Annotated in this window: 20 protein-coding genes and 1 tRNA gene; 9 read left to right on the top strand and 12 right to left on the bottom strand. The window is 42.2% G+C overall.

Features of this window, described 5'->3' with window-relative positions:
* Window positions 1-3: 3 nt before the first annotated feature.
* On the bottom strand, window positions 4-1,332 hold the full coding sequence (locus AC1HJP_RS19880; protein ID WP_480363256.1) for a hypothetical protein: 1,329 nt from the start codon (window positions 1,330-1,332) through the stop codon (window positions 4-6).
* 209 nt (window positions 1,333-1,541) lie between these two features.
* On the opposite strand from AC1HJP_RS19880, the gene AC1HJP_RS19875 reads away from it, so the two are divergent.
* Together AC1HJP_RS19875 and AC1HJP_RS19870 are read left to right on the top strand one after the other, a co-directional pair.
* Complete coding sequence (locus AC1HJP_RS19875) at window positions 1,542-3,545, top strand: spermidine synthase (protein ID WP_480363255.1); 2,004 nt, start codon at window positions 1,542-1,544, stop codon at window positions 3,543-3,545.
* Between the two features lie 11 nt (window positions 3,546-3,556).
* A complete protein-coding gene (locus AC1HJP_RS19870; protein WP_480363254.1) occupies window positions 3,557-4,282 on the top strand; it encodes an SIR2 family NAD-dependent protein deacylase in 726 nt (241 codons plus the stop codon).
* A 75-nt stretch (window positions 4,283-4,357) separates the two neighbouring features.
* Here the strand turns inward: AC1HJP_RS19870 and rlmM are convergent, their stop codons facing one another.
* From rlmM to hemA, 11 genes are all read right to left on the bottom strand, one after another.
* The gene (rlmM, locus tag AC1HJP_RS19865) at window positions 4,358-5,443 is read right to left on the bottom strand and encodes a 23S rRNA (cytidine(2498)-2'-O)-methyltransferase RlmM (RefSeq protein ID WP_138480368.1); all 1,086 of its coding nucleotides are present in this window, start codon (window positions 5,441-5,443) and stop codon (window positions 4,358-4,360) included.
* A 22-nt stretch (window positions 5,444-5,465) separates the two neighbouring features.
* Window positions 5,466-5,834, bottom strand: coding sequence for a DUF423 domain-containing protein (locus AC1HJP_RS19860; protein ID WP_480363253.1), 369 nt, complete (start codon window positions 5,832-5,834; stop codon window positions 5,466-5,468).
* Window positions 5,827-6,453, bottom strand: coding sequence for an alpha/beta fold hydrolase (locus AC1HJP_RS19855; RefSeq protein ID WP_480363252.1), 627 nt, complete (start codon window positions 6,451-6,453; stop codon window positions 5,827-5,829). The genes AC1HJP_RS19860 and AC1HJP_RS19855 overlap by 8 nt, the downstream gene beginning before the upstream one ends.
* On the bottom strand, window positions 6,450-7,346 hold the full coding sequence (locus tag AC1HJP_RS19850; RefSeq protein WP_480363251.1) for a transcriptional regulator GcvA: 897 nt from the start codon (window positions 7,344-7,346) through the stop codon (window positions 6,450-6,452). The genes AC1HJP_RS19855 and AC1HJP_RS19850 overlap by 4 nt, the downstream gene beginning before the upstream one ends.
* Before the next feature lie 52 nt (window positions 7,347-7,398).
* Window positions 7,399-8,253 (bottom strand): 3-deoxy-8-phosphooctulonate synthase, encoded by an 855-nt coding sequence (gene kdsA / locus AC1HJP_RS19845; protein WP_480363250.1) that lies wholly within the window; start codon window positions 8,251-8,253, stop codon window positions 7,399-7,401.
* A 130-nt stretch (window positions 8,254-8,383) separates the two neighbouring features.
* Window positions 8,384-9,184 carry a tetratricopeptide repeat protein gene (locus AC1HJP_RS19840; RefSeq protein ID WP_480363249.1) on the bottom strand — a complete coding sequence of 267 codons (801 nt, stop codon included), beginning with the start codon at window positions 9,182-9,184 and terminating at the stop codon, window positions 8,384-8,386.
* 172 nt (window positions 9,185-9,356) lie between these two features.
* Window positions 9,357-9,731 carry a SirB2 family protein gene (locus AC1HJP_RS19835; RefSeq protein ID WP_138480356.1) on the bottom strand — a complete coding sequence of 125 codons (375 nt, stop codon included), beginning with the start codon at window positions 9,729-9,731 and terminating at the stop codon, window positions 9,357-9,359.
* A gap of 4 nt (window positions 9,732-9,735) precedes the next feature.
* Entirely contained in the window at window positions 9,736-11,289 is a 1,554-nt protein-coding gene (locus AC1HJP_RS19830; protein ID WP_480363248.1) for a DUF3369 domain-containing protein, read from the bottom strand.
* Between the two features lie 31 nt (window positions 11,290-11,320).
* Entirely contained in the window at window positions 11,321-12,172 is an 852-nt protein-coding gene (prmC, locus tag AC1HJP_RS19825; RefSeq protein ID WP_480363247.1) for a peptide chain release factor N(5)-glutamine methyltransferase, read from the bottom strand.
* 2 nt (window positions 12,173-12,174) lie between these two features.
* A complete protein-coding gene (prfA, locus tag AC1HJP_RS19820; protein WP_058030804.1) occupies window positions 12,175-13,260 on the bottom strand; it encodes a peptide chain release factor 1 in 1,086 nt (361 codons plus the stop codon).
* 4 nt (window positions 13,261-13,264) lie between these two features.
* Entirely contained in the window at window positions 13,265-14,524 is a 1,260-nt protein-coding gene (hemA, locus tag AC1HJP_RS19815; protein WP_058030805.1) for a glutamyl-tRNA reductase, read from the bottom strand.
* Window positions 14,525-14,609: 85 nt separating this feature from the next.
* Between hemA and lolB the strand changes: the two genes are divergently transcribed.
* The 7 genes from lolB (at window position 14,610) to AC1HJP_RS19780 (ending at window position 19,877) form a co-directional block, all read left to right on the top strand.
* A complete protein-coding gene (gene lolB, locus AC1HJP_RS19810) occupies window positions 14,610-15,203 on the top strand; it encodes a lipoprotein insertase outer membrane protein LolB (RefSeq protein ID WP_480363246.1) in 594 nt (197 codons plus the stop codon).
* Complete coding sequence (ispE, locus tag AC1HJP_RS19805) at window positions 15,196-16,044, top strand: 4-(cytidine 5'-diphospho)-2-C-methyl-D-erythritol kinase (protein ID WP_480363245.1); 849 nt, start codon at window positions 15,196-15,198, stop codon at window positions 16,042-16,044. The genes lolB and ispE overlap by 8 nt, the downstream gene beginning before the upstream one ends.
* An 83-nt stretch (window positions 16,045-16,127) precedes the next feature.
* Window positions 16,128-17,075 carry a ribose-phosphate pyrophosphokinase gene (locus tag AC1HJP_RS19800; protein WP_058030808.1) on the top strand — a complete coding sequence of 316 codons (948 nt, stop codon included), beginning with the start codon at window positions 16,128-16,130 and terminating at the stop codon, window positions 17,073-17,075.
* A gap of 149 nt (window positions 17,076-17,224) precedes the next feature.
* On the top strand, window positions 17,225-17,836 hold the full coding sequence (locus AC1HJP_RS19795) for a 50S ribosomal protein L25/general stress protein Ctc (protein ID WP_480363244.1): 612 nt from the start codon (window positions 17,225-17,227) through the stop codon (window positions 17,834-17,836).
* 19 nt (window positions 17,837-17,855) lie between these two features.
* Window positions 17,856-18,440 carry an aminoacyl-tRNA hydrolase gene (gene pth, locus AC1HJP_RS19790; RefSeq protein WP_058030810.1) on the top strand — a complete coding sequence of 195 codons (585 nt, stop codon included), beginning with the start codon at window positions 17,856-17,858 and terminating at the stop codon, window positions 18,438-18,440.
* 43 nt (window positions 18,441-18,483) lie between these two features.
* Window positions 18,484-19,575: a redox-regulated ATPase YchF gene (ychF, locus tag AC1HJP_RS19785; RefSeq protein ID WP_058030811.1), complete on the top strand. Its 1,092-nt coding sequence runs from the start codon at window positions 18,484-18,486 to the stop codon at window positions 19,573-19,575.
* Window positions 19,576-19,800: 225 nt separating this feature from the next.
* A tRNA-Met gene (locus AC1HJP_RS19780) sits at window positions 19,801-19,877 on the top strand.
* The last annotated feature ends 123 nt before the right edge of the window (window positions 19,878-20,000 follow it).

Here is a 20,000-nt window from a genome sequence, read left to right as displayed (position 1 = left end):
TTATTAGTGATCATGCTCGTGATCATGTTCTTCAGCTTCAAACGCACCTACCCAAGTAAGGTTCGCGATTGGCTTATCAAAGTGCTGAATTTCAGTGCTTGTTTTTGCTTCAGTATCTACTGCATAAAGGTGCTCACCATAAGCGACGTACACAATGTGGTGCGCCATGTTTGCAATGATCTTAGCAGTAGCACCTTCTTCAATTTCTTCTAAAACTTGAATGCGCACTTCATTTTCCCAGTCGTGTTCGCCATGGAAAATATTTAAGTAACCTTGATCATCTAGCACTAATGCATTACCTGTCTTAGCATTACCTGCGTATGCAAGATACTTTTCAACACCTTCTGGTTGCCATGCAAAAGCTTTGATTTCACCTGTCTCTAAGTTTACTGAATAAGGACCTAAGCGAGATAAACCAATGACAGTGTGGTTCTCAGGGTGGCCGATAAATTTACCTATGCGATTGCCTTCAGGGAAACCTTCAGGATAAGCAATGTGCTTAGAGGTAAATATTTCTGATGCTTCTTCAATTGCAACGATGCCATCTGAACAACCAAAAGCAACAAACTCTTCTGTTTGCACGCTACCATGAAGCCCAGGGCACTTATGTTCGAACTCTTGCTCTTGATGGAAGTGGTCGCCATGCTTTTCAAATAAAGCGATTCGGTTAGGTAATGAGTTTTCAACCTCTGTATCACGCAGTGTAGAAATCACATACTCACCGCGAATTTCACCGGTACCATGCATGAAAGTATTAAATTCATGATGAGCATCGGTTTTTGCTTCAGCAATGCCTTCATCTGAAATTAACGCAAAACCTGCATCTGCTTGAGTGTCTTTATCACCGTCAAAGAATACCAATGCATGCTCACCACCTGGTACATAATGTGTTGGTTTTGTTTCTGCTAATTCAAAGCTCACCGCCTGAACATCTTCTTGTTCTAAATGAAAGTGATCACCATGGGCTTCTAAGAAAATACCGCCATCAATAAATTCAACATGATTATCATTACGTTGAATAGCAACCACGTAGCGACCTTCTGGGCTCGCATAAAGTGCAGAAACTGGGTTAGTTAAAGTAACTGTTTCTAATAGTTCATTGCTTGTAAGATCATAAACTGATACATCACTTTCATCAGCAAATGAAACGGCAAGTCGACCAAGTGGATATTCGATTTCATGGTCATGATCGCTACCTGAGCTTTCGCCCGAACCTTCACCAGAACCCTGCTCGACTTGTTCAGTCGGCGTAATTTCTTCAACTTTACTGCTATTACCACAGCCACTTAACATGGCTAATAAAATTGCACTGCTTAATAATTTTAACTTCATCTAAAACACCAGAGAGATAATATAACAATACAAATGTTACCTTATATCATATCCGCATTAAAGTTCCTGTTTAAGAAAATGAGATAAAATAACAATATCTACCGTTGATTAATTTAATAACTTTGATTAAACAAGCCGTGAATTTGCATCTATATGGGTAACACTCTAAAGTGCGCAGTAATTAATTTTCCAAAGAGAAAAGGCTCTGCATGCTCGCCACTGTCGTGATCTTTATAAGTGCGTTTTTGTTGTTTCAAGTTCAGCCCTTGTTAGCTAAATCTTTGCTGCCCGTGTTTGGTGGTGGTGCACAAATCTGGACAACCTGCTTACTGTTTTTTCAAACCTTTTTACTCGCTGGCTATTGCTATGCACACCTATTGGTTAAATTTCTTGATATAAAAAAACAGCAAATTGTGCACTTGAGTCTCTTACTCGTTAGCTTGCTCGCTTTACCTTTAGGTCTATCTGATAGTGATATTAAGGAACAAGCTTCTCCAGAGTTCGCATTGTTAGTTAAACTTGCACTGAGCGTAGGTCTACCTTATTTTGTGCTGGCTGCAACTTCGCCGCTATTACAAAGTTGGCAGTCTCAATCTCTTAACAGCAAAGTATATAAACTCTATAGTTACTCAAATATTGGCTCTTTTTTAGCGCTACTCAGTTACCCGTTTGTATTTGAACCTTGGTTAACACTGTCTGCACAGTCTTGGGCTTGGAGCCTTGTTTATGGCGTGTTTGTCTTATTATTTGCAGGTTTTATTGGCTTAGCACTTAAACAAAACAATTACACTCAGGCGGCGCAATCAGATGAAATCGCTACATCATTAGATAAGCGTCTGCCTTTATGGCTATTGCTCAGTGCCTGTGGTGTGATCATATTAACGGCAACCACCAGCGCAATGACACAAAATGTATCGCCTATTCCTTTTTTATGGCTGTTACCTTTATCGCTCTATTTACTGACGTTCATTTTATGCTTCCACTCGGCTAAGGTTTACCAGCGCAGGTTTTGGCTAGCGGTATTCGCATTCAGTAGTTTCATTGGCTTGATGCTGTTCTTTATTGGCAGCCAACTCGATTTACTCAGTCAAATTGTGCTCTATTCAACCGTGTTATTCAGTGCCTGCATGATCTGCCATGGTGAGCTTGAGAAGACCAAACCACACCAGTCTAAACTGACGCAGTTTTATTTAATGATGTCTTTAGGTGGGGCTTTAGGCACTGCAGCAATTACTTTCATCGCGCCTGAGATATTTACTTTGTTTTATGAGTACCCTCTGGCTTTAGGCCTTGTTTTGGCGCTTTTCATTTATTCTTTAATAAGTACAGAGCAGTTTGCAAAAAGCCGTAATATGGTGCTTGTGGCAGGCGGCGTGCTGGTATTACTTGCCCCGACTTTTATCTGGCTAAACAGTCAATTTACCAACCATGACACATTGAGGTTGCGTAACTTTTATGGCTTATTATCAGTCAAAGAAGTTTCTATCAATGGGCAAATGGAGCGTCGCTTAATTGATGGCACCACTTCTCATGGTACTGAGATCATTGAACCCACTTACTTACAAGGTCAGCCACAAAGTTACTACCGCTTTGAAACAGCGGTGGCTCAACTACTCAATAGTCAAGTCAATGGTGCACAAGTGGGCTTTATCGGCTTAGGAGCCGGTACACTGGCAGCATACGGTAAGCATCGTGATAACTATACGTTTTACGAGCTAAACCCAAATGTTGTGGCAACTGCACAAAGCCACTTTAGCTACTTAAATAACAGCAAAGCACAGGTTGAATATGTGGTTGGTGATGGTCGCGTGCAGCTTCAAAAACAAAAAGAGCAAGGCCAAGCAAACCGATTTGACGCCCTTGTCTTAGATGCGTTTAGTGGCGATGCCATTCCTATGCACTTGTTAACGCTTGAAGCCATGCAGTTATACTTATCGCAGCTTAAGGAAAATGGTGTTTTAGCAATACATATCTCTAATAGTCATTTAGATCTCACGCCCCTCATGCGCGGCCTGGCTGACGAGCTGAAACTCAAAGTGCATTTCTTTGAAACAAAAGCCAAGCAAGCGCATGAGCACAACACACACTGGGTCACTTTAACCTTTGATGAGCAGGCAATTGCAAGCTTTAAGCACCTTCAGAGCCCTTGGCCAAATCAAAAGCCAACATTTATTTGGCGCGATGATTACAGCAACTTGCTGTCAGCACTTTAGGAGTAAACCAAATGACGAAGACTGACAAAACTTTATACATCACTGGCGCAGGCGTCAGTGCTGAAAGTGGTATTCCCACCTTTCGTGGTGAAGATGGTTTTTGGACGATTGGTAGTCGCAACTATACACCACAGCAAATGGCAACGCGCGATATGTATATGCACAACCCTGGTGAGTTTTTAAAATGGTATTACAATCGCTTTGCCACTTACCGCCACCACGGACCTAATAAGGTGCATCATTGGCTTGCAGACAAAACCTTGATCACACAAAACATCGATGGCTTAGACGGTAAAGCCGGTAATCCTGATTACATTTCAATTCACGGTCGATTGGATGAAGTCACTTTATTTCATCACCAAGGCGATGAGGTTGAGCGTATTAAAGCCCCTTGGGATGAGGTGGATGAAGAAAACCTAGAAAGCTCGCTACTTGAGTTATTTAAAATAGGTAAACATGGACCAATTTTGAATGAATCATTAAAGCCTTATGTGCTGCTGTTTGATGAATACTACACTGAGTTATATGAAATCAGCCGAGCGCAACAGCAGATGCTAGACGCTGAGAAAATGGTATTTATGGGGACTTCGTTTAGCGTCAATATCACCAATATGGCATTAGAGATTGCCCGCCATAACAACATTTCGGTGGAAGTGGTCGACCCGAACCCCACTCATATTTTACATTCTCAGGTTGAGTACTTTGCTATGACAGCGCAAGAGTATATCTCGCGCTAAAATAACCTGATCTTCAAGTACAAAAAAGCCCTGAACTTGAATAAGTCAGGGCTTTATTATTTTTAGTTTTAAACGTTAACTGAACAGTTTTTGTGGGATCTTGTGTATTTGCACTTGTACTGTGATCTCTTCACGGTCATGGTATAAATGTTTAGCTTGTAACGTATATTCAATCTCGTACTTAGGTAACTCTTCACGAATTAGCTCTAGGCACTGATATACCTCTTCAAAGCGTTTCTTCATGGGTAGCTTTAAGTTAAAGATTAATTCGCTAGCAAAACCATTCACCATCCAATCTAACATTAGGTTTGTTACTTTCTTTGGCTTCTCTACCATATCGCATACTAACCAGGTGTTATTGCGCTTTTCTGGTAAGTACTTAAAGCCGTCCTCTCTGAAGTGCTTCACCTGACCAGAATCCATTAAGTTCTGATTCATCGGCCCGTTATCTATGGCTGCGACAAACATGCCTCGGCGCACAAGTTGGTAGGTCCAACCGCCCGGGCACGCACCTAAATCTACGGCACGCATACCAGGTTGAACACGTTGTTCCATTTCTTCTGGCGGCACAAAAACGTGAAAGGCTTCGTCTAATTTTAACGTTGAGCGACTCGGCGCATCACTTGGCATACGCAGACGCGGAATACCCATAAAGAAAGGCGAGTTATTACTTGGGAAAGAGTAACCCACAAATGCCGTATCGTTTGCTAAAAACATCACATGTAACACAGGACGATTCTTCTTCACTGCACGAGTCAGCTTATTTTGCTTTTCTAGGCTTTTCGCAAGTGGCGTTGAAAACTTCTTACAGAATTTTGAAAGCTCTTTGCCCTCATTGGTATCTGGGGTTTCAACACGCAACTCACCACATAATGGAAAATCAGCCACCACGGCTTTTACTTCGCTGACGCGATCTTCTATCGACATCTTGCTGACAAAGACACCTGCAAACCACTGTCTTGCGAATACCAAGCTTTGAAAGTCGATTTTCTTAATGAGCAATTCGGCATCGCTTGCTGCATAGGTTTCAAAACTCACATAACCGGTATTTGGTTTGGCTTTGACATAGCCCGCAACGCCTTGTAAGGCTGCATGATGGTTAATTTCAGCTGCGGCATCACTTTCAAAGCCACTACGACAATAAATCACAACACTCGACATAGGTGTTCTCAAATCTCTTTAATTAAAACTTATGTTTGGCTGCTTTAATCATCAAAAGCAACCAACCTAAAATGAAGCACACGCCGCCAATTGGCGTGATCGGGCCTAAAAAGCGCCATTCGGTCAGCGCCAGCAAATATAAGCTGCCACTGAATAAAATGGTGCCAAAGGTAAATAACCAACCTGAAGCATTCAGTTTTAAACCTTGTTTAATCAGCATCGCCACTAATATCAAGGCTAAACCATGAAACATTTGGTACTCGGCAGCGGTTTTAAAAATATCGACCGCATACTCAGAGGCATGTTTTTTTAAGCCATGAGCGGCAAAAGCGCCTAGCACCACCGATAACATGCAATATGCACTGCCTATCAATAAAAATAGTTTAGTCATTCAGGTGTTGCTCTATAAATTCTGCGGTGGCTTTTGCAGCGTCCAGACGATGTGCTTCTTCACTAAAGCCACTTTTCTTGCGTGGTTTTAGTGAATGATCGCCATCGGCAAAAAATTGAAACGTCGGCGCTTTAGCAAATGACATTTGCGCTAGTTCAGCTTGTGTACCAAAGGTATCTCGCTCACCTTGCAGCACTAAAAACGGGCAAGGAATATCAGCAAAATGCTCCGTTCTCAATTTTTCAGGTTTGCCTGGTGGGTGAAACGGATAACCCATAGCAATCACGCCTTTTACAGCTAAAGGGTGCTCTGTCACTAACAATGAGGCCATTCTGCCGCCCATTGATTTGCCACCGATAAATAGAGGTAAATCAGCATCGACTGATGCTAATACTTTGTTGAAATAGGCGAGTAACTTAGGGGCTCTATCAGGCGGGCGACGTTTACCTGTTTGCTTAGCAACTTGCATATATTCAAAGTCGAATAAGCCAACCTGAATACCATGCTCAGCCAGCTTATTAGCCATATCTTGCATAAACTCAGAGTCGCTACCGGCCCCCGCTCCATGGGCAAAAATAAATTGTGCTTTGGGGTTATCAGCTTTAATCCATTGGATCATTCTTGCTCCTCTTTTTCAACCATACTGAGCATCCACTCTTTAAACGAGACAATTTTACCTAACTCAGCTTGCGCCTCTCTAACCACAAGATAAAACGCGTTTTTACTTTCTAAACTATGACTAAATGGAACGACTAAGCGGCCCGCATCTAAATCAGGTTTTGCTAATACACTATTACCTAATGCAACACCTTGACCGTGGATTGCAGCTTGTAACACCATTGATGAGTGGCTAAAAATAGGCCCTTGATTCACTGGTACATCACGTACCCCAGCGGTTTTCATCCACGCTTTCCAAGGTCTACGAGAGGTATCATGCAGTAAAGTGTGCTGGCTTAAATCTGATGGTGCATGGAGCGGCTTGGGACCGGTTAGTAGAAAAGGACTACATAAAGGCACCAAATATTCTTTGTGAAGCTGATAGGCCTCTACCCCGTTCCAGTTACCACGGCCATAGTAAATAGCCACGTCTACGTCATCAGTTAACGAGTTTTCTTCATCGTCTTGGGCTTTTATTCGCACATCAATTTCAGGATGAAGCTCATGGAACTTACTTAATCGAGGTACCAACCATTGAATCGCAAAGCTTGGTGTTAAACACACCGTCAATGACCCTTTTGCGCCTCGCGCCAACAGCCTATCAGTGGCATCAACGAGCTGATTAAAAATTTCTTTTATGTCTAAGTAATAACCCTGCCCTTCTTCGGTCAGGAGCAAAGAGCGGTTTTTTCTTAAAAAAAGTTTTAACCCTAAATGCTCTTCAAGGGTTTTTATTTGGTGACTGACAGCAGCTTGTGTAACAAACAATTCTTCTGCGGCTTTGGTAAAGCTCAAATTACGTGCCGCAGCTTCAAAAGCTTTTAGGGCGTTTAATGGCGGGAGTCTTCTAGACATAATTCTTTAAACCAAACTAAAGAGCAGCAAATTTGCTGCTCTTTTATATTTATTATAAGTCGGCTGCGCTTGTATCTAGTGGTTCGAAGCTTTTCACTAAATCGTCCACCGCTTTCATTTGCTTTAAGTAGCCTTCTAACTTAGCCAGTGGTAATGCACAAGGGCCGTCACACTTAGCTTCGTTTGGATTTGGGTGTGCTTCAATAAATAAGCCAGCTAGGCCCAATGCCATACCACTGCGTGCTAACTCGGTTGCTTGAGCACGGCGACCATCGGCAGAATCAGAACGACCACCAGGGCGTTGTAACGCGTGTGTTGCATCGAACATTACTGGTGCCATGTGCTTCATGTCATCCATGCCCAGCATATCAACCACTAGATTGTTGTAACCAAAGCTACTTCCACGCTCACATAAAATAACTTGGTCGTTACCCGCATCATTCAGCTTTTTGATGATATGACGCATTTCATGTGGCGCTAAGAATTGTGGTTTTTTCACATTAATCACAGCGCCAGTTTTTGCCATCGCCACCACTAAATCAGTTTGACGTGCTAAAAACGCAGGAAGCTGGATAATATCAGCCACTTCAGCAACTGGGGCTGCTTGAAATGGTTCGTGCACATCGGTGATCACAGGGACATTGAAGGTATTTTTAATCTCTTCGAAAATCTTTAAACCTTCTTCCATACCTGGACCACGGTAAGAGTTAATTGAAGAGCGGTTAGCTTTATCAAAAGACGCTTTAAATACGTAAGGAATGTTTAGCTTGCTGGTTACTTCAACATAGTGCTCAGCAATTTGCATTGCTAGATCACGTGATTCCAACACATTCATACCACCAAATAATACAAACGGTTTGTCGTTTGCCACTTCGATATCTGCAACTTTTACGATTTGCGTGTTCATAATTTTCCTAATTCTTTTAATAATAGAAATCTAATAGATGTCTAATAGGTGTCTATTATGGAGCCTGTAGAGCATGCTTTAAAGCCACACTAAACTTGGCATAAATATTATAGCCCGCTATTTATTCTTATTAGTGCACTACATGATTGTAGTCTTGTAACTCTTCAATTTGATGCTGAATAATCTCAATCGTTGGATCGTCCGGGCATTCATCAACAAAAAACTGTAAATCAGCTTTAGCTAATTTGGGGCAATTTATCTGGTTGAGTAGATACCCTCTATCACGGCGTTCATATGGATCATCACCGAGTAAGTCCATCAACTGTTCAACGCAACTTAAAGCATGACCAAACTTATCTGCTGTGATAAACGCCCACTTCTGCTGAGCGAGATACAGCTTAAATGCTTCATCACCTAACAACAACTCGTAAGGCTCCTCGTCTTTACTGTCGTTTTCAGGATTGATATACCAAGTTTGGTTGCCGCCGCAAGGCTCTACGATATACCCTTCTTCAGCACTTAAAGCGATATGAACCATGATATCACCTTGGTGAAATGCCATGTTCACATCTAGCTGTGCACGTTGCAGTAAATGCGTCAAAATCAGAGCAAGAGAAGTGGCATTGCCAGTGCGCATTTTCAATACATAGTTAACACTATTTAACTTGTACTCAACTTCGCTTTGATTGCTGCCACTGAATAACCAACGAGTATAAAAAGCATCTAAAAGCGCATCGATCAACGTATGTGTTTCGGTATGTTCGCGACATAATTGATCAACAGCTAATTCAAGTTCTGCAAGCTGGCAGTAACTCTCTTCTAGATTTATTTGCGCATCCCACTGACGCTCAGCGTCGATGCATCTAAATAATGTATGCTGTGGTATGTAGTCTGCACTACTGTCTTGTTCATCGAACCAGATATCAGTCATAAATACCAACGACCTTAACTATTACTCTTACTTATTAATCGGCTAGTCTAACATTTTTTATAGGAATTAATGTAGCGCCTTATAGAAGTAGTTTTTGTTAATTGATTTAGAAAGGGTAATACGGCTTCAAAAATGAGGAGAGGTTGAGTAGGCATAACCTACTCAAAGAAACTTAAAGTAAAAATGACGCTTTACTACCCGCTAAATAGCCAATTAGAAGTAGCGAGATAGTTGCAGCTGTCAGTGCGATAACCTGCGTTTTAAACTGTGTCGATTTAGCAACCACAAAGCCTAAACCAATATAAGCAACCACTAAAACAATTTTCTCAGTCAGCCATGGTTGTTGTAATGGATTCATACTCGCAACAACTAACAGTGCGACAGCAGAAACCAATAATAAAGTGTCGATAATATGGCTACCAATAAAAACGAGTTTATTACTGGCGAGTTTCCCCGACATAAAACGAGATACAGTTCTCGTGTAGAACAAAATAATACTCAACAGTGCGAACATCACATGAGTATGTTTGATTGCAATATATTCCATTTAATTAACTACTCTGCTTATCTGGATACTTCACTAAAATCGCCTCTAAGTCGTCAATAATACTATTAAACACATCAACGAGCTTAGGATCAAAATGCTTGCCTTTCTGACTATTAATTTCGGCCACAACTTGCTCTAACTCCCAAGCAGGCTTGTAACAACGTCTATGACGAAGTGCATCATAGACATCGGCTAGAGCAACAATTCGACCATAAATATGAATACTCTCACCTTGTTTACCAGCTGGGTAGCCTGAACCATCCCACTTTTCATGGTGATCTTTAGCAATAATCGCCCCTGCATTGACAATTTCACGGCGCGAGTCTTTTAAGATCTCATAGCCTTTTTCAGCATGAGTTTGCATTACTTGCCATTCTTGCTCTTCAAGCTTATCTGGCTTATTTAAAATCGCATCAGGAATACCCACTTTGCCAACATCATGAAGTGGCGAGGCCATACGCACTAACTCTGCATCACGTCTTGGTAAACCATACCCTTCAGCTAGGGCATAACAAATATGTGCAACGCGTTTTACATGATTGCCTGTTTCGGTAGAGCGTTGTTCTAGCGCTTCACTCAACCTGTAAACTAGCTCTTGTTGGGTATCTTCAACTTCAGCCTGCAGTTGCACATTCTCATAAGCTAGTTGCACATTTTGCGAAAAAATTTCAATTAAATGCTTTTGTGTATCAGTTAGAAAGTCAGGAATACCAGACACAAATAACATTGAGCTATGATTAAACTCACTGGTGCAGTAGGCGAACAAATAATTATCTTTATAAACTATGCTCTTTTCTTGCAATGCTGTAGAGCAAGCTTGGAGCTGATCTTGGGTTAACACTTCAGAGATTGGTTTCCCTTCACAAGATTCGAACTCACCTCGTCCAGTAAATACCACCAGTTGATCTGCATTGTGCGCTGAATCATTGCTAGCAACGAGTGATGTTGCATAGATAGCTTCATCGACAGTGCCTAGTAAAGAAGTCAACTGCTGAACCACACCTTTAATAAAATGATCAAGTGAATGGGTAGAAAAAATATCTCGAGAAGCACAAATGATCTTTTCTAGCCCCTGACGTGACTGCTCTATGGCTAATATGTCACGGTAAGAGCGCAGACTAGACATCACAACTGTAAATAGTTTTTGTGCTGTCAGTTCAGTCTTAGATTTATAGTCATTAATGTCGTAATTAACGATAACCTGCCTTTCTGGCGCTTGGCCTGGTTGACCGGTTCTTAAAATGATACGAATATGATTGTTTTTCGCGGTTTCTCGAATGAACTTAGCAACTTGTAAACCCGCATCGTCGGTTTCCATCACGACATCAAGTAAAACAATTGCTGCGTCTGGATGTGCTTGGATCACCTTACGCGCTTCTTCACCAGAGTATGCACTAATAAACTCTAAACGCTTCTTTTGAAACTCAAAATCACTTAAAGCAAGCTTTGTCACCGCATGAACTTCAGGCTCATCGTCGACAACAATTACTTTCCAAACGCCATTGCTATCGGGCTCAACAACATCGTTCGGCTCATCTGAAAACAAAAAATCATCCATACGCGGGGTCCTATTAATACACAGGGCGTTTTTATCGCTTGCCTTGCCACTGGGCCATGGTTACTCGATCACAGCCTGCCATATCTTTTATAGTAAGTATATTGCTATACGCCATTTGTGCAAAAAACTCTTGTAATAACAGCGCTTGTTGATAACCATGCTCAATCAGCAAATATCCGTTCGGTGCCAGATATTGCTGCGCTTGCTCTATGATTAGCTTAATATCAGCCATACCATTATCCGGTGCAACTAATGCGCTTTTTGGTTCAAAACGTACATCACCTTGGCTTAAATGCTCATCGAGTTCATCAATATACGGCGGATTACTGACAATAAGATCAAATTGTTGGCTTGGTAGAGCACTGAACCAATCGCTTTGCATAACGGTGACATTATTTAAGGCGAGTTTTTGTTGGTTTCTCTTTGCAAGCGCAACGGCTTGCTCAGAATAATCGACCGCAGTGACCTGCCAATTAGGCTGCTCTGATGCCAGCGATAACGCAATGGCGCCGGTGCCAGTCCCCAAATCAAGCATTTTTGCATTGGTAGGCAAATCTAAACTAAGCGCTTTTTCAACTAGGGTCTCGGTATCAGGTCTAGGAATTAACGTAGAATTATTGACTTCGAGTTCTAAACTCCAAAACTCGCGCACACCGACTAAATGAGCGACAGGGTGCCCTGTTTCTCGCTCTGAGATAAGCTTCTCAAATATGCTCAATTGCACATCATTAAGTTCGGCTTCAGGCCAAGTAAATAAATAGCTTTTGGGTTTATCAAGCACATAAAGTAATAAAACTTCAGCGTCTAGTTTAGGTGATTCAGAGGTATTACGAAGAGTTTGGGTTGCCCAAGCGATTGCTTGGGCGACGGTTAGGTTTGCCACGATTACTCGTCACCCATTGCTGCTAATAAGTCAGCTTGGTGCTCAAGTAATAATGGATCAATCACGGCACCTAGTTCACCAGCTACAATCTCATTCAGGCGGTAAAGTGTTAGGTTAATACGGTGATCAGTAATACGACCTTGCGGGTAGTTGTAAGTACGAATACGCTCTGAACGGTCACCACTACCTACTAGGTTACGACGTTCAGACGCCTCAGCTGCTTGACGCTTCTCGTCTTCAGCTTGTTGTAGACGAGCACCTAGTACAGAAAGCGCTTTAGCACGGTTTTTGTGCTGAGAACGCTCATCCTGACATTCAACAACCACACCTGTCGGAATGTGCGTGATACGAATTGCAGAGTCTGTTTTGTTAACGTGCTGACCACCGGCACCTGACGCACGGAAGGTATCTACTTTTAAATCTGCAGGGTTAATTTGAATCGCTTCAGCTTCAGGTATTTCTGCCATCACAGCTACCGTACATGCCGACGTGTGAACACGACCTTGAGATTCAGTTTCAGGCACACGTTGAACACGGTGCGCACCTGATTCGAACTTCAATTTACCGTAAACACCTTCACCACTGATATGTGCGATCACTTCTTTATAACCACCATGCTCACCTTCGTTGGTGCTAACCACTTCAACTTTCCACTTTTGAGTTTCAGCATAACGGCTGTACATACGGAATAAATCACCAGCGAAAATTGCTGCTTCGTCACCACCGGTACCTGCACGAACTTCAAGATAAACATTGTTGTTATCTTTCGGATCTTTTGGCAGCATCAAAATTTGTAGTTCATCTTCAAGGGCTACAATGGCTGCTTTTGCTTCTTTATATTCTTCTTGCGCCATCTCACGCATATCAGGATCTGAGTCCTTCAGCATTTCTTCAGCTGTCGCCACATCGTCTTGGGCTTGCTGGTAAGAAGCAAACGCTTTAACTACGTCTTCAAGTTCTGAGTATTCTTTTGATAAGGCACGGAAACGATTTTGATCGCCAATAACTTCTGGATCACTTAGCATCGCTTGCACTTCTTCATAGCGCTCGGCTAAGGTCTCTAATTTACGATATACAGACTCTTTCATTAATTTACTTTTCCTGCTCGATTCCTAATGTTTGTTTAAGCACGGCCAATTTATCGATATCACCCTCTTGCGCCGCGGCCTGTATTGCCCGTGTTGGTGCGTGAGTTAAACGATTTGTGAGCTTGTTAGCCAATTCAAGCAACACTTTTTCGGCTGATTTGCCTGATTGTAGCTGATTTACAGCCTTTTCTACTAATTCTGTTTTTACTTCTTGCGCCGAATCTCGATACTGTCGAATAACATCAATCGACCCTTGTGAACGTTGCCACTTGGCAAATTCATGGGTTTTTTGCAGTATGATTTCTTGCGCTTGCTCTGCCGCTTGCTCACGGCTTGCCATGTTTTCGTTGACGATGGCTTGTAAATCATCAACTGAGTAAAGGTAAGCCGCATCTAACTCGCCTACCTGGCTTTCAATATCTCGCGGCACGGCAATATCAACAAACAACATTGGCTTATAACGGCGTTGTTTGAGTGCTTGCTCAACCATACCTTTACCGATGATAGGCAACGTACTAGCCGTTGAACTGATGACAATATCAGCGTCATGCAGTTTTTCTGGCAATTGCGCCAATGAAATCACATCCGCTTCGACTTCTTCAGCTAAGTTTTTAGCACGCTCAATTGTTCTATTCGCAACTGTGATGGCTTTTGGGTGCTGTTGATATAAGTGTCTGGCTACCAACTCGATAGTCTCACCTGCACCGATTAACAGCACTTTAGTTTTATCTAGTTGACCGTAAATGTGTTTAGCCAAATTAACTGCCGCATAGGCAACAGATACAGCACTGGCACCAATATCGGTTTCAGTTCTTACTTGCTTGGCGACTGAAAAAGTTTTTTGAAATAAACGCTCAAAAGTGGGTAACACACAGTCATGCTGCTTTGCACTGTTGTAAGACTGTTTGATCTGACCAAGGATCTGAGGTTCTCCGAGCACTAAAGAATCCAAACCACAAGCTACGCGCATTAAATGGTTAATGGCGTCTTGGTTTTGATGAATGTAGACATTATCTTCAAGTTGTTCAGTGTCTATACAGTGAAAATCAGCTAACCATTTGAGAAGCGCTTGGGAATTGCTATGCTCAAGGCTACAATACAGCTCAGTTCGGTTACAGGTCGAGACAATCACGGTCTCTTTAAACTGCTCAGAGCTCGCCAATTGCGACAATGCGTTTGATAATTGCTCAGGTGAAAACGCCACTTTTTCGCGTAATTCAACTGATGCTGTTTTGTGATTAATACCAAGTGCGATAATGGTCATAGCTACCAATAAATTGCTCGAGCCCTGCTAGAAAGCCGAGAATTTTATCAAACATCCTGCAAATATGGAAAGGAAGGAACAACATTTGAAACAAATTCATTTGATTTTGCTCATGTTTTTTTTATTTATCAGTGGCTGTGCCCAACGAATAACAGAGCAAGATGCGCCACAGACAGATTGGCGGTCGCAATTAGAGGCACAAAAAAACTGGAAAGCCAGTGGTAAAGTTGCCTTTATTGCGCCCGATGATCGGCAATCCGTCAACTTTAATTGGCAACTGAAAGAAAGTCGCCAACATCTAATTTTATCTAGCTTTATTGGCACACAATTACTCGAATTAGTCGAGCATGAAAATCACAGTGAAATGGCCTATCAGGATGAGCAATATATTGATCAAAGCAGCAGTGAATTGATTGCCCGCTTGAGTGGATTTCAATTGCCTTTTGAAAAAGCACCACTTTGGTTAACCGGTGCCATCCGTAGTGACAATAATCAATATGATCCGCAATCACGCCTTAAGTCTGCAAAGTGGACAGATGAACAAGGTAAAACATGGCTTATCGACTATCAAAGCTATCAAATGGTTGATGGCTTTTGGGTACCAAAACGAATTTCGCTTACCCAAGATAAATTAAGAATAAAAATTCAACTCAATTCATGGCAGTTTAATAATGAATAACTTGACTCTAACGGCTCCAGCAAAACTTAATCTGTTTTTACACATCAATAATCAACGGGAAGACGGCTATCATGAATTAGAGAGCTTGTTTACCTTTTTAGATTTTGGTGACGAATTAGAGTTCAAGTTAACGAATGACAACCAAATTAGTATTGTTGGTGATACCAATGACATCAAAACCGAAGACAATCTAATCTTTAAAGCTGCTCAAGCTTTGTTGCCATATAAGCAAATAAACCAAGGCGTAACGATTGGCTTAAAAAAATGCTTGCCTATGGGCGGGGGTGTTGGTGGTGGCTCATCCGATGCAGCAACCACTTTATTGGCGCTAAATTCATTATGGCAATGTCACTTAGACCTGCAAGCATTGGCTGAAATTGGCTTAAAACTCGGTGCCGATGTACCCGTCTTCATCAATGGTAAAACTGCCATAGCACAAGGCGTTGGCGAAAAACTCAATGCCGTTGAGATTGAGCACAAATGGTATTGTGTGGTGTTCCCCAACGTGCATATCAGTACGGCAAAAGTCTTCACTCATCCTGATTTACCAAGAAACACCCCTAAACTAATCAGTCAGTGGTTTATGGAAAATACCACTAACGATTGTGAAGCTCTGGTTAAAAAGCTCTACCCCGAGGTTGAAAAGACCCTGCAGTGGTTGCTAAAATACGGCCCGTCAAGAATGACTGGGACGGGAGCGTGTTGTTTTGTCGAGCTAGACTCTGAGCAAAGCGCACGGCGTGTACTCTCTGAATTACCCAATGCTTGGCAAGGGTTTATCGCCCCAAGCCATGCTGTATCACTGGCCCATCGCCAGTTAGCGTCATGGCTTAAAGAGTAGAAGTAAAATTGTTTAAGTTAGCCTGTTTTGACAACGTCATTGCATGTTAGTCCAAAAAATTTCAGTGCCTGAGGAACCCTACCGTGCCTGACATGAAGCTCTTCGCTGGTAACGCAACGCCTGAGTTAGCTCAAAAAATTGCGAAACGTTTATTCATCGAGTTAGGTGATGCTGTTGTTGGTCGTTTTAGTGACGGCGAGATCAGTGTTCAAATCAATGAAAATGTACGTGGATCGGATGTTTTCATTATTCAATCAACCTGTGCCCCTACAAACGACAACTTAATGGAACTAATCGTGATGGTTGACGCTTTGCGTCGTGCATCAGCAGGTCGTATTACAGCTGTTATCCCTTACTTCGGTTATGCGCGTCAAGACCGTCGTGTTCGCTCAGCTCGTGTACCAATCACAGCTAAAGTAGTAGCAGACTTCCTTTCAAGCGTTGGTGTTGACCGCGTATTGACTGTAGACCTGCACGCAGAACAAATTCAAGGTTTCTTCGATGTGCCTGTAGACAACGTGTTTGGTAGCCCTGTGCTACTTGACGACATGAAGTCTCGTGAATTTGACGATGTTGTGGTTGTATCTCCAGACATTGGTGGTGTTGTACGTGCTCGTGCAATTGCAAAATTACTGAACGATACAGACCTTGCTATCATCGACAAACGTCGTCCGAAAGCAAACGTATCTCAAGTTATGCACATCATTGGTGATGTAGAAGGCCGTGACTGTATCATCGTTGACGACATGATCGACACAGGTGGTACATTATGTAAAGCAGCAGAAGCACTTAAAGAGCATGGCGCTAAACGCGTATTTGCTTATGCAACGCACCCTGTACTTTCTGGTGCTGCGGCAGAAAACCTTCGCAACTCTGTTATTGATGAAGTTATCGTAACTGACTCAATCACGTTAAGTGATGAGCTTCGTTCAATCGATAAAATTAAAGTATTGACCCTTGCAGATATGCTGGCTGAAACAATTCGCCGCATCAGCAACGAAGAGTCAATTTCGGCAATGTTTACACACTAAACGACGCCTACTTTGACAAAAAGCACCTTCGGGTGCTTTTTTTGTTTAATTTACCATCCAGCGGTGGTATAGTAGCGCGCCTTTTTAAGGTAGAGGATTTGGTCGCGAGTCCTCTAATCATTAATTTAACTTTTATTTTGGAGACATCCATGTCTAACGAATTATACACTTTAGAAGCAGAAGTACGCGAAGTTTTAGGTACTGGTGCGAGCCGCCGCCTACGTCACGCTAATAAAGTACCAGCGATCCTTTACGGTGCTGGTAAAGATGCAGTTGCTTTAACGCTTGACCACAACAAAGTAATCAAAGCGCAAGAAGATGAAGGTTTCTACACTCACATCCTTACACTAAACATCGGTGGTAAGTCTGTTGAAGCGATCATTAAAGACATCCAACGTCACCCGTTCAAGCCTAAAGTAACTCACTTAGACTTCCAACGTGTTGACGCTGCTCACAAGATCCACACTAAGGTTCCTGTACACTTCATCAACGAAGAAGCTGCAACTAAAGGCGGTAACACAATCGCTCACCACGTAACAGAAATCGAAATCACTTGTTTACCAGCTCAACTTCCTGAGTTCGTAGAAGTAGACGTAGCTGCATTAGAAGTAGGTGCAACTGTACACCTTTCTGACGTAGCTCTACCTGCAGGTGTTGTTTCAGTAGAACTAGCTAAAGGTGAAGGTCACGACCAAGCAGTTGTTACTTTAAACGCTCCTAAAGGCGCTGCTTCAGAAGAAGCTGAAGAAGCTGCAGAATAATTTCTAAGGTGTTAGCACCTTGAATACTATTCAAATGCTTGTGGGCCTGGCTAATCCAGGCCCCGAATATGCTCAAACCCGTCACAATGCCGGAGCGTGGTTCATCGAAGAACTGGCAAAACGCTACAATTGCATCCTCAAACCTGATTCAAAACATCACGGCCTGACTGGCAAAGTGATAATCAACAACCAAGAATTCAAACTGCTTATTCCGACAACTTATATGAACTTAAGTGGTAAAGCGGTATCAAGCCTTGCTAATTTTTATAAAATCCCAGCTGAAAATATTTTAGTTGCCCATGACGAAATGGACATGGAACCGGGGATCGCCAAAATCAAAAAAGGCGGTGGTCACGGTGGTCACAATGGCTTGAAAGACATTATTGCTAAAATGGGCAATAACAAAGAATTTATGCGTTTACGTGTTGGTATTGGTCACCCTGGTCACAGAGATAAAGTAACAGGCTGGGTTTTAGGTAAAGCACCTCAAGCCGACCAAGAAAAAATCGACGCTGTGGTTGATGAAGCTGTTCGCTGTATGGAAATTTTAGCAAAAGACGGTGTGTTAAAAGCACAAAACAGACTACATTCATTTAAGCCGTAAAATCGCTTACGGCAACAATTTGATTAACTGAAGGTTCAAAATTATGGGTTTTAAATGTGGCATTGTAGGTTTACCTAACGTTGGTAAATCAACCCTATTTAATGCATTAACTAAAGCGGGAATTGAAGCCGCAAACTTTCCGTTTTGTACAATCGAACCAAACACAGGCGTTGTTGCCGTGCCAGATCCGCGTTTAGACCAACTGGCTGAGATTGTTAATCCTCAAAAAACAATCGCAACAACCATGGAGTTCGTTGATATTGCGGGTCTTGTAAAAGGCGCGTCAAAAGGTGAAGGTTTAGGTAACCAATTCCTTGCCAATATTCGTGAAACGGATGCCATTGGTCATGTTGTTCGTTGTTTCGAAGATGAAAACATTGTTCACGTATCTGGCCAAGTAAACCCGGCTGATGATATTGATGTTATCAACACTGAACTTGTTTTAGCTGACATGGAAGCTGCGGATCGCGCTGCTCAACGTAATGCTAAAAAAGCGAAAGGCGGCGATAAAGAAGCTAAATTCCAGAACGAAGTACTAGAAAAAGTGAAAGCCCATTTAGATGAAGGCTTAACACTGCGTTCTTTAGAGCTTAGTAAAGAAGAACTAGCTGCTATCAAGCCGCTTAACTTCTTAACAATTAAGCCAACCATGTATATTGCGAACGTTACTGAAGATGGTTTTGAAAATAACCCATTCTTAGAGCAAGTTCGTGAGATTGCTGCAAATGAAGATGCAGTTGTGATCCCTGTGTGTGCTGCAATTGAATCTGAGCTTTCAGAGCTAGAAGAAGAAGATAAGTTAGAGTTTATGGCTGATCTTGGTCTTGAAGAGCCAGGTCTTAACCTTGTGATCCGTGGTGGCTACGAGCTACTTAAATTACAGACTTACTTCACTGCTGGTGTAAAAGAAGTACGTGCATGGACTATCCCTGTGGGTGCAACAGCGCCACAAGCTGCTGGTAAGATCCACACAGACTTCGAACGTGGCTTTATTCGTGCGCAAACAATTGGTTTTGATGATTACATCGAATTCAAAGGCGAAAGCGGTGCGAAAGACGCAGGTAAAATGCGCCAAGAAGGTAAAGAATACATTGTTAAAGATGGCGACGTGATGAACTTCCTGTTCAACGTTTAATCGCTTTAACTGAGTGTTTTAAAAAGGAGACTTGATGTCTCCTTTTTTTATTTTCTAAAAACAGCTCACTTTTTATCTTTTTATGGTTCATATTCAGCCATTTCGCGCAATTAATCTGCAAAAGAACTTTAATGACAACTTTTTTGCAAAAAAGGTGTTGACGAGTTTGGAGCATATCAGCATAATACGCCCCGCACCAGCGATGGTGACACACTAAAAAGAGATGGCTATGTAGCTCAGCTGGTTAGAGCACATCACTCATAATGATGGGGTCCCCTGTTCAAATCAGGGCATAGCCACCATGCTTTTTAGAGTTGATTAGCAACTATAAAACTAACTACCTTGTAGTGCGGAAGTGGCGGAATTGGTAGACGCGCTGGATTTAGGTTCCAGTATCTTCGGATGTGAGAGTTCAAGTCTCTCCT

The sequence above is a fragment of the Pseudoalteromonas sp. NFXS53 genome (genome assembly GCF_056629255.1).
This window is presented reverse-complemented; position numbering and strand designations above follow the sequence as displayed.